The sequence below is a fragment of the Nitrospira sp. BLG_2 genome, from assembly GCF_049222245.1.
The window spans coordinates 1-6,572 of record NZ_JBLYIG010000252.1 but is presented as its reverse complement, the minus strand read 5'-3'; the positions used below and the strand labels follow the sequence as shown (position 1 = coordinate 6,572).

Annotated in this window: 10 protein-coding genes and 1 tRNA gene; 7 read left to right on the top strand and 4 right to left on the bottom strand. The window is 52.4% G+C overall.

Annotation, left to right across the window (positions count from 1 at the left end; genetic code table 11):
• Window positions 1-177 (bottom strand): acylphosphatase (locus ACOSYY_RS06950; RefSeq protein ID WP_421661540.1); only part of this gene is annotated, 177 nt, incomplete at its 3' end.
• Between the two features lie 281 nt (window positions 178-458).
• Between ACOSYY_RS06950 and ACOSYY_RS06945 the strand changes: the two genes are divergently transcribed.
• Both ACOSYY_RS06945 and ACOSYY_RS06940 read left to right on the top strand, forming a co-directional pair.
• Entirely contained in the window at window positions 459-629 is a 171-nt protein-coding gene (locus ACOSYY_RS06945; protein WP_421661539.1) for a hypothetical protein, read from the top strand.
• A 236-nt stretch (window positions 630-865) separates the two neighbouring features.
• On the top strand, window positions 866-1,033 hold the full coding sequence (locus ACOSYY_RS06940) for a hypothetical protein (protein WP_421661538.1): 168 nt from the start codon (window positions 866-868) through the stop codon (window positions 1,031-1,033).
• Window positions 1,034-1,086: 53 nt separating this feature from the next.
• Here ACOSYY_RS06940 and ACOSYY_RS06935 read toward each other — a convergent pair.
• A tRNA-Pro gene (locus tag ACOSYY_RS06935) sits at window positions 1,087-1,163 on the bottom strand.
• Window positions 1,164-1,199: 36 nt separating this feature from the next.
• A complete protein-coding gene (gene ald / locus ACOSYY_RS06930) occupies window positions 1,200-2,303 on the bottom strand; it encodes an alanine dehydrogenase (protein WP_421661537.1) in 1,104 nt (367 codons plus the stop codon).
• Window positions 2,304-2,625: 322 nt separating this feature from the next.
• Here ald and ACOSYY_RS06925 point away from each other — a divergent pair, with 322 nt between their 5' ends.
• Genes ACOSYY_RS06925 through ACOSYY_RS06910 form a run of 4 tightly spaced genes read left to right on the top strand, consistent with a single transcriptional unit; the run spans window position 2,626 to window position 3,937 of the window.
• On the top strand, window positions 2,626-2,844 hold the full coding sequence (locus tag ACOSYY_RS06925; RefSeq protein WP_421661536.1) for a hypothetical protein: 219 nt from the start codon (window positions 2,626-2,628) through the stop codon (window positions 2,842-2,844).
• A 12-nt stretch (window positions 2,845-2,856) separates the two neighbouring features.
• Complete coding sequence (locus tag ACOSYY_RS06920) at window positions 2,857-3,210, top strand: (2Fe-2S) ferredoxin domain-containing protein (protein ID WP_421661535.1); 354 nt, start codon at window positions 2,857-2,859, stop codon at window positions 3,208-3,210.
• 20 nt (window positions 3,211-3,230) lie between these two features.
• A complete protein-coding gene (locus ACOSYY_RS06915) occupies window positions 3,231-3,644 on the top strand; it encodes a hypothetical protein (RefSeq protein WP_421661534.1) in 414 nt (137 codons plus the stop codon).
• The gene (locus ACOSYY_RS06910; RefSeq protein WP_421661533.1) at window positions 3,641-3,937 is read left to right on the top strand and encodes an ATP-binding protein; all 297 of its coding nucleotides are present in this window, start codon (window positions 3,641-3,643) and stop codon (window positions 3,935-3,937) included. The genes ACOSYY_RS06915 and ACOSYY_RS06910 overlap by 4 nt, the downstream gene beginning before the upstream one ends.
• A 148-nt stretch (window positions 3,938-4,085) precedes the next feature.
• Here the strand turns inward: ACOSYY_RS06910 and ACOSYY_RS06905 are convergent, their stop codons facing one another.
• Window positions 4,086-5,138 carry a phytoene/squalene synthase family protein gene (locus tag ACOSYY_RS06905; RefSeq protein WP_421661532.1) on the bottom strand — a complete coding sequence of 351 codons (1,053 nt, stop codon included), beginning with the start codon at window positions 5,136-5,138 and terminating at the stop codon, window positions 4,086-4,088.
• 378 nt (window positions 5,139-5,516) lie between these two features.
• On the opposite strand from ACOSYY_RS06905, the gene htpX reads away from it, so the two are divergent.
• Window positions 5,517-6,410 carry a protease HtpX gene (gene htpX, locus ACOSYY_RS06900; protein WP_421661531.1) on the top strand — a complete coding sequence of 298 codons (894 nt, stop codon included), beginning with the start codon at window positions 5,517-5,519 and terminating at the stop codon, window positions 6,408-6,410.
• The last annotated feature ends 162 nt before the right edge of the window (window positions 6,411-6,572 follow it).

The following is a 6,572-nucleotide window of genomic DNA, read 5'->3' as shown; positions in this document are numbered from 1 at the left end:
CGCTTTTTTCCCCTCCACGTCCAGCTCGACCCGACCATCCTCAAGATTGCGGACGCCACCTACCAGATCAAGCCGTGTGGCAGTTTGTGCCGCAAATGCACGAAATCCTACTGCCTGCACACGACCAGTCACCAGGATATGTACTCGGACCGGGCGTTCATCAACAGTTTGCGGCATTGATCCTACCAAGATACTGAGTGCTAACAGCCACTTACGGGCAGCCCAGCGGATATTCTCACACCTCTTCCGATGCGTCACGCCTTTTACAATTCTACGCCAAATGAATGAGAAGAACTATCTGCAATGAGTCTACGCCAAATGAATGAGAAGAACTATCTGCAATGAGTTGAGAACGGATTTCTGATGAGTCTCACCTATACAGTGAAAGAAATGTTAAACTTCGTTTGTCTGTGGGTTACAATGTGTGATATGGTGAACATAGAAAGGAGGCGGTGAATATGCCAACCCAACAGGAAGTCTCTGAAACGACTCTAGGAGTCCGCATGCCGGTCTGGCTTAAGGAGGCGATCCAAGAATGCGCAGACGCTGAACGACGGACGCCATCGAACTGGGTTCGCCTGGTCTTGGAAGAGGTCGTCGAAAAGCGACGCCCCAAGAAGAAAACGTAGATTTGGCACGATTGAAAGCTTATATGTTTTACGTTATAAACAATATTTTACATAGTTAATCATTAGTGGCACATTCAGACCTATGAGGGAGGTGATAATGATGCCCGCTCAAGATCCGGTATCAGAAACATATGTGGGGCTGCGATTGGAGAAATGACTGTATAGCCAATGCTGTAGGATGCACGTCATGCAGATCTTAGTTGTCTTATTACTATGGCCGAAAGGGGGTGATCCCTATGCACGATCAAGATCCAATATCGGAGACATTTATCGGGATCCGGATGGACAAGGACCTCAAAGCCGACCTTATCAAATGCGCCAAGGCGCAACATCGCAACCTGTCCAACTGGGCTCGTATCGCCTTGGAAGAAGCTGCCGAAAAGCAGCTCTCCAAGAGGCGATGATAGTGGTGGGCGTGGCGAGCATGCGTATCGAACGACGTTTGGATGCAGGTCTTTGGTCGGGGCGAGAGGATTTGAACCTCCGACCCCTGCGTCCCGAACGCAGTGCGCTACCGGGCTGCGCTACGCCCCGACTAGACCGAGTGGAAAGAACGGACGCGTGATTGTCTTACAAGACAGGGGCAAAAGGCAAGCCGTGAGCTTCTGCCACACCCTGGTGGGTGAGCTTCCCATCTCTGAGATTGACTCCCTTGGCCAGTCCGGGATCAGACCGGATCGCTCGATCCACACCGTCACTGGCGAGTTGCAGGAGGTATGGCAATGTCGCATTGGTGAGGGCGTAAGTCGACGTGCGAGGGACGATTCCTGGCATATTGGCTACACCATAGTGCACGATGTCATCGACGACGTAGACAGGCTCCGAATGAGTCGTCGGTCTCGTTGTCTCAATACAACCGCCCTGATCGACAGAAACATCCACGATCACTGCTCCGGGCTTCATCCGTGAAACCAGGGACCGGGACACCAGCTTAGGTGCCTTGGCGCCAGGGACCAGCACGGCGCCGATAACAAGATCGGCTGAACATACAGCTTCCTCGATGCTGGTGGGGCTTACAGCGCGCGTGACAATCCGGCCCTGGTACTGATCATCGAGATACCGCAGCCGTTCAATATCCAGATTGATCACGGTAACCTGGGCTCCCATACCGACCGCGATGCGAGTCGCCGAGCTTCCCACGATCCCGGCGCCTAGCACAACGACCCTGCCAGGCTCCGATCCCGGAACGCCTCCCAACAGCACACCTCGTCCCCGGTGGATTTTTTCGAGATATTGGGCACCGATCTGCACCGACATCCGTCCCGCGATTTCACTCATCGGCTTGAGCAGCGGAAGACTGCCGTCTTTCGACTCGGTCGTCTCGTACGCAATAGCCGTGATCTTGTTGCTCAGGAGCGCCATGGTCACATCCGGCAGTGAGGCGAGATGCAAATAGGTGAACAGGACCTGGCCCGGACGAAACAAATGACACTCAGAAAGCACCGGCTCTTTAACTTTCAGAATCAAATCAGCTTTCTTGAATACCTCGTCCTTCGAGCCGGCAACCGAGGCCCCGGCCTTACGATACTCATCATCGCTAAATCCACTACCCTGGCCTGCGGACTGCTCGAGCCAGACGTCATGCCCGCTCTGCCGGAGGGTCGCTGCACCCTCGGGCGTCAGACTGACACGGTACTCATGATCCTTGATTTCCTTCGGAACACCGATCACCATAAAGGTTCTCCCTTCCGGCTATGAGCGTTTGCAAACGTAACAATGCCATTATACCTTGATACCCGGAGTGATCGTTTGGACCAACACTATCAGCCCGTGGACAGTCGGAAAAGCCTGTTGTAAGATGCAGGCTTTCAGTGTCGTTATGGAGGTGAGGATGGACTCCTGGAACGAATCGTGTCAGGCTTGCGGAGCTACAGGCGGCCCAATCACAAAACTTTCTCTGGGAAAAGATTTTTTCGGGCGCCCATACGATCGTCTGTCGCCTCTATCGGATCAAAATCCAAAATGGTATTGCGCTTCCTGTTCAATGCATAAAAACTTGCAGCGTGATTTTCGCGACATACTGTCTGAGTTCGACAAACTACGGGCAGGCCAAGAATCGGAACTCTCGAAAGGCGACGGGTTTCGACGGGCGTCATTGCGATTACAGGAAATCATGGCTATTTTCAAAGGAACCCAACAGCAATCTCCGTTCTTAAGCGGCCAGGATGTAACACTCCTGATTGAACGGCTCAATACGCTCACCATGCCGGTTTAGCGGCTCGACCGTATGCCACCATTTCAACGCCACATCTTCGTCTGTACAAATCAACGTCCCAAAGACGACCCGCGAGGTTGCTGCGCAAACTTAGGCTCGGAAAAACTTCACGCGCATTTCAAGAGCGAAACAAAACGGTTGAATCTCAAAGGTCTTGTTCGCGCCAATAAAGCGGGCTGCCTGGACCATTGTGAGCTGGGTCCCAGTGTGGTGATCTATCCCGAAGGGGTATGGTACTGGGTCGGGACAGAAGCGGATGTCACAGAGATCATGGAACGACATGTTTTGAAGGGCGAAGTCGTCACCCGATTGCTCATGCCCGACCATCCGGTGCCGGAATGGCTGAATCCCATCAAGAAGCCGTAGACTTCCCTACGATCACTTCGATGCCGACAGAAGACAAATGGAAGGCCAACATGGAAAAGGTGGCCTTCATCCGACAGTTTCCCGGACTGGTGCTCGACTGGAAATCGTTTGAAGGCAAAACGGTCCAAGCCGTGATTCCATTGACCGGAAAACCCAGCGCCGCGGTGATTGTTTGTAGCGATGCAACCTTTACCGTAGTTCCCGCGCTTTCACCTGAACCCTGGACACTCGGACAGGCTCTGGTCGATGCTCGTGCTCAACTCGAACCGGTACACCGAACTGCTTACGAGGAATACGATCGATTAGTGAAGAAAGACAAGGAAGCGTTGAGAACCGCCAGACTCGAAAAAATTCTGGGTGCGATTCACAATAATTTGGAACAGATTCCCGAGCTCAAAGAACGGCTCAAAGAACTCGTGAAGGAATGGAAGTGAGTAGTTTACCGAACAAGAATATGTTCGAGATCTTCTCGCAGGGTCTCTTTGAAGGAGTCAAACCCATGTTGGTCGTTCGTGATCACCTCGTCCGCCACCCCGACCGCTGTACGCATCAGGCTCTATGTGTTCCGATCTGCCCCACTGGCGCCTGGCTCTCAACGCCTCCCTATAAATTCGACCCATCGCGCTGTCTGGAAAGCTGTAGGCTCTGCCTGGACGCCTGTCCCTCACAGGCGATCTACGCCGTGTTTAGGAAAGGCGACAAGTTGCTGGAGCCGCAGAAGAAGTAGAAAGCGAGGCGGCTCGCTGACCGGGTACGGTGATTGATTGAAGTCTGGACGGAGAATGGCGCTGTGGCATTGCACGCAGCTTGCGCAATGAATTACATTGCCTCAGAAAACGAGAACGGATGTAAGCCCGCCCGGATTGCCTGTTCCTTCACACAATCTGCTTCCGCAGATGCCCCCAATAAGCAGTCCCGGCATATCCACAACCAACAGTACCAGTCGTCATGGTCATGATCTGATAGACCTTGCTGCGCGGGATTTTGACTTTCACGGCAGGGTTCAGCAGTTCAGGAGAACTCATGACTAACTTGAGCGATTCGCCGGCGGAAAGGATGGGCCACATGCAAGCGAGTCGCAACCTGGTTTCATAACGCGGGATCGCCATTGTATAGAGCCAACCCTGGTCAAGATGCTCGACAGCCATGCGAACGAGTTTGCTGAGCACAGGCCTGAAGCGAGAGAGATTGTTCTGATCCAAGAGATCCTGTGGTTTGAGCGCGGCTTCGGCGAGCATCATTTCCGGAATGTAACAACGCCCCTTTTGTAGATCAAAGGCGATGTCTTTGACAATGTTCGTCAGTTGCAGTCCCTTTCCAAATCGCACCCCGACTTCCGACATCTGTTGAATGTCCCAGTTCGTTAACGCTTTCCGATGTGCACACATCAAGGAAGTCCAGAACTCTCCTACACATCCTGCCACATAATAGGTATAGCGATCTAAGTCATCGAGTGTCTTGAGCGCGGTGAGATCCACCACAGAAGTTCCCGAGAACGTGCTCAAATCCATTTCCATTCCTTGAGTCAGGGTCGTCATCAGCCGCTGAATCCGATGTCGGTCGTCCGGCGAACAGGTGTGAAATATTCGGAAACACTCATCCAGTCGTTCGAGCAGGGTTCGCTCAGCCGAATCCTGCTGAAGCGAACTCGTGGCCTGTTGGATTGTACGGATTTGCGTCCAATCCATCTCGTCACCGACAAACTGTTCTTTGAAGCGGTTGAGAAAACCTAAACGGCGAGGTCGGTCGATCAGGTCCGTATCGGCAATCGTATCGGCAGCCCTGGCAAAGAGATAGGCCAAGCTCACTTGATCCCGCACATTCGCAGGCACGACGACTAATGTTGTGTAGAACAGACGAGAGACCTGTTTGAGAAGATTGCGGAGCAGTTCATGTTTGGAAGAGATGGTCGATGTGGCGGAATCCATTACGTCACTTCCAAAATGACTTCCATCCCGTTGGCTTGGGGGCTAGGCATAAGCCACAGCCGCTTGTCACAGAAAAGGGAACGATACCGCGCTGAGCCGCGACGAATCGAGTGATGAATGTTGTTTCCGTTCCGACATCCTATTCGAGCAATCTTCTAACAGGAAAATCAAGAACCGGTCAACTTTCCCTCATAGCTTCAATGGTTTCGGGGATTTCCGGAATCTTGACTTCTCACAATGAGGTCTTATCATTTCCCTTCGACACATCGTACACCTGATAGACATGTAACGAAGTGCCGGTTTGTGTATAATCAGGACAGTCAAAGTACTCACTGCGAGCAGTAGCGTGATGTGCTTGTCTTCTAAGGAGGATCATCGATGAAATGGATGAAGGGTATAGGTTTGTTGTTGGTCGCCAATATTCTGATTATGGTGACGCTTTCGATCACCGTGCCGATAGTGATCAATGTGATTCTTCCGTTGTTCGGAATCGATGTTCGAGGGTCGATCGATCTTTCCACTTTGGTATGGGCCGCCATGTTCGGGTTCGGTGGCGCCTTCATCAGTTTGGCATTCTCAAAACAAATGGCACGCGCCATGCTAGATTGCCGACAGATTACGCAACCTCGTTCGCCCGCTGAACAGGTTATTTACGGCTCTGTGCAAGAAATCGCTCAGCGTTTGCATATCACCATGCCTGAGGTGTGGGTCTATGACTCACCCGATCCCAATGCCTTCGCGACAGGCCCGAGCAAGAACAACTCCATGGTGGCTGTTTCCACCGGATTGCTGCAGAACCTGAAAGAAGACGAGGTCAAGGCGGTTTTGGCTCACGAAATGGGTCATGTGTATAACGGCGACATGTTTGCCACAACTGTCCTTGCAGGACTGATGAATACCTTCGTGTATTATATCGCCATGTGGGTGCGGCGTTTCTTCGCGGAACGTGACCAAGCGGCATTAGGGTTTGGCTTGTCGCTCGTGATTCAGATCGTCGTCAGTATATTAGCCGCCATCGTCATCAACTGGTTTTCGCGTCGTCGGGAGTTTGGAGCTGATGCGTTTGCGGCCAGGGTATACGGCAAGGACTCCATGATCGCCGCGCTTCGAGCGATCGATCGATGGGTCACCCGTTCGCAGGTCGAATACTCATCGCAGGACGCGCTCGCCACAATGAAGATCTCAGGTAATTCATCGAGCTTTATGCGTCTATTTTCCACGCATCCACCAATGGAAGAACGAATCGCGTCCTTGCAGCGACTGGCAGTCTAGCGGAACTCGGTTGGGCTTGAGGGACACTCCAATAATGCCCTCAAGTTTTTCGGTAAAATGAGATGTGTTGACGATATTCCTGCACGGCCGCCCACAGGGCGGCCGTCCCCAGCGCAATATTCGCATCAAGAACAGCCTCGATTTCCGGATCGTCAATTTGAC

Coding starts and splice junctions, on each gene's coding strand:
- ACOSYY_RS06905 (WP_421661532.1), bottom strand. CDS start 5,138: ATGGATTCCGCCACATCGACCATCTCTTCCAAACATGAACTGCTCCGC.
- ACOSYY_RS06945 (WP_421661539.1), top strand. CDS start 459: ATGCCAACCCAACAGGAAGTCTCTGAAACGACTCTAGGAGTCCGCATG.
- ACOSYY_RS06940 (WP_421661538.1), top strand. CDS start 866: ATGCACGATCAAGATCCAATATCGGAGACATTTATCGGGATCCGGATG.
- htpX (WP_421661531.1), top strand. CDS start 5,517: ATGAAATGGATGAAGGGTATAGGTTTGTTGTTGGTCGCCAATATTCTG.
- ACOSYY_RS06915 (WP_421661534.1), top strand. CDS start 3,231: ATGCCGACAGAAGACAAATGGAAGGCCAACATGGAAAAGGTGGCCTTC.
- ACOSYY_RS06920 (WP_421661535.1), top strand. CDS start 2,857: ATGCCACCATTTCAACGCCACATCTTCGTCTGTACAAATCAACGTCCC.
- ald (WP_421661537.1), bottom strand. CDS start 2,303: ATGGTGATCGGTGTTCCGAAGGAAATCAAGGATCATGAGTACCGTGTC.